The 1961-nt window shown below is 79.7% G+C and carries 4 protein-coding genes; 2 read left to right on the forward strand and 2 right to left on the reverse strand.

Annotated features, from left to right (window positions below; all coding sequences use genetic code 11):
• The first annotated feature begins 4 nt into the window (after positions 1–4).
• On the forward strand, positions 5–460 hold the full coding sequence (locus GTR00_RS19890) for an ASCH domain-containing protein (protein ID WP_166613280.1): 456 nt from the start codon (positions 5–7) through the stop codon (positions 458–460).
• A gap of 9 nt (positions 461–469) precedes the next feature.
• Here the strand turns inward: GTR00_RS19890 and GTR00_RS19895 are convergent, their stop codons facing one another.
• Together GTR00_RS19895 and GTR00_RS19900 are read right to left on the reverse strand one after the other, a co-directional pair.
• On the reverse strand, positions 470–841 hold the full coding sequence (locus GTR00_RS19895; protein ID WP_166613278.1) for a fluoride efflux transporter FluC: 372 nt from the start codon (positions 839–841) through the stop codon (positions 470–472).
• Positions 838–1287 (reverse strand): fluoride efflux transporter FluC, encoded by a 450-nt coding sequence (locus GTR00_RS19900; RefSeq protein WP_166613279.1) that lies wholly within the window; start codon positions 1285–1287, stop codon positions 838–840. Before GTR00_RS19900 ends, GTR00_RS19895 begins: the two co-directional genes overlap by 4 nt.
• Positions 1288–1352: 65 nt before the next feature.
• Here GTR00_RS19900 and GTR00_RS19905 point away from each other — a divergent pair.
• On the forward strand, positions 1353–1961 hold a 609-nt coding region (locus tag GTR00_RS19905; protein WP_205706255.1), incomplete at its 3' end, for a methylenetetrahydrofolate reductase.

Below are 1961 nucleotides of genomic sequence, written 5' to 3' on the forward strand. Positions count from 1 at the left end.
CGCCCTGTGGGGGGCGTACGCCGCCGCGCACCCGGCCGCGGTGCGCGCCGCGCCGGAGCACGCGGTCGAGGCGTTCGGCGACACCGCGCGCCTGGCCGACGAGCTGCTGTCCCTGGTCCTGGAGGGGCGCAAGCGCGCCACCGCGGAGCTGGTGGACGAGTTCACCGCCCGCGGGGAGGCGCTGCCGCGCGTGGGCGGGCACTGGATCGCCTGCGACGGCTCCGGCGCGCCCCGGGTCGTGCTGCGCAGCACCGAGCTGCGCCTGGGCCCGTCCACCTCCTGCGAGGAGTCGTTCGCCGCCGCCGAGGGCGAGGACGACGGCACCCTGGAGAGCTGGCGCCGCGAGCACCGCCGCTACTGGGAGCGCACGTGCGCGGCGCGCGGGGCGGTGTGGAGCGAGGACGACGAGGTGGTCTTCGAGCGGTTCACCGTGGTGTGGCCGCCGGAGCACGCGGACTGACCGCTGCGCTCAGGACAGCGCCCCGGTGAGGGCCAGGCCGAGCGCGGCGGCGGCGGTGCTCGCCACCACGGTGGTGGCGGCGTGCGCGGCGGCCGCGCCGGGGCGCCCCCGGCGCAGCAGCCCCACCGTCTCGAAGCACGCCGTGCTGAACGTCGTGTAGCTGCCGCAGAACCCGGTGCCCAGCGCGGTGCGCAGCTCCCCGGGCGCGCCGTGCGCGAGGACCAGGCCGGTGACCAGGCCCAGCAGCAGGCTGCCGGTGACGTTGACGACGAGGATCGCCCGGGTGGGCCGCTGCGGCCAGCGGCGCTTGAGCGCCCCGTCCACGCCGTGGCGGGCCAGCGCCCCGGCGGCGGCCGCCAGCGCGAGCACCAGCAGCGTCACGTGCCGCCCTCCCCCGCCCCGCCGGGGGTGCCGGGGCGCACCAGCCGGGCGGCGAGCGCGACGCCGAGCCCGCACAGCACCACCCCGGCCACCACGGACACCAGCGGGTACGCCACCGCCAGGGCCACCCGCCCGTCCCGGGCCAGCAGGTCGGTCTCCACCGCCAGCGTGCTGCACGTGGTGAAGCTGCCGATCAGGCCGGTGCCCGCGCCCAGCCGCACCAGGCGGCGCCGGCCGGTGTCGGGGCCGCACCGGGCCAGGCCCTCCAGCAGCACGCCCAGGGCCAGGCAGCCGAGCAGGTTCACCGCGGTGGTGGCCACCGGCCACCCGCGCGGCGGGGTGCTCAGCCACTGCCCCGCGCCGTGCCGGGCGCAGGCGCCGGCGACGGCGCCGACGGCCACGACGGCCCGCGCGGCGGCGCGGGAGCGCTCGGGGCCGGTCCTCACGGCGGCAGGGTACGGGGCGCGGCCGGTACCCTCGCAGCGTCCGGCCGGGTCCCCCGGCGAGGCGGGTGGGCACTGGCGGGGGCGGTCTCGTGGCGCAGCAGGGCACCGGCCCCGGCACGCGCCGCGCCGCCGGTGCGGCGCTGCGCCGGGCCCTGGCGGGCGCCGGGTACGAGGTGCTGCCGTTCGCCGGCACCGCCGAGGCCGTCCTGGCGCACGTGCCGCGCACCGTCCCGCTGACCGTGACGGCCTCGACCAAGCGCGGCACGGCGGCGACCCTGGCGCTCACCGAGCGGCTGAGCGCGGAGGGCTACCGCGTGGCCCCGCACCTGTCGGCGCGGATGCTGCGCGACGGCGCGGAGCTGCGCGAGGTCGTGGACCGCCTGCGCGCGGCCGGCACCACCTCGCTGTTCGTCGTCGGCGGCGACGCGCACGGCGCCGGGGAGTTCCCCGACGCGCTGGCGCTGCTGCGGGCGCTGGGGGAGCTCGACCACCCGTTCACCGACGTCGGCGTCGCGGGGTACCCGGAGGGGCACGCGTCCCTGGGCGCGGCCGCCCTCGAGCGCTCCCTGGCCGAGAAGGCGCCGCTGGCCCACCACGTCGTCACGCAGATCTGCTTCGACGCCGCGGCGATCGTCGCGTGGGCGCGCGCGGTGGCGGCGGCGTCGAAGCAGATC

The organism is Kineococcus indalonis, from assembly GCF_009906395.1.
Taxonomy (GTDB): domain Bacteria; phylum Actinomycetota; class Actinomycetes; order Actinomycetales; family Kineococcaceae; genus Kineococcus; species Kineococcus indalonis.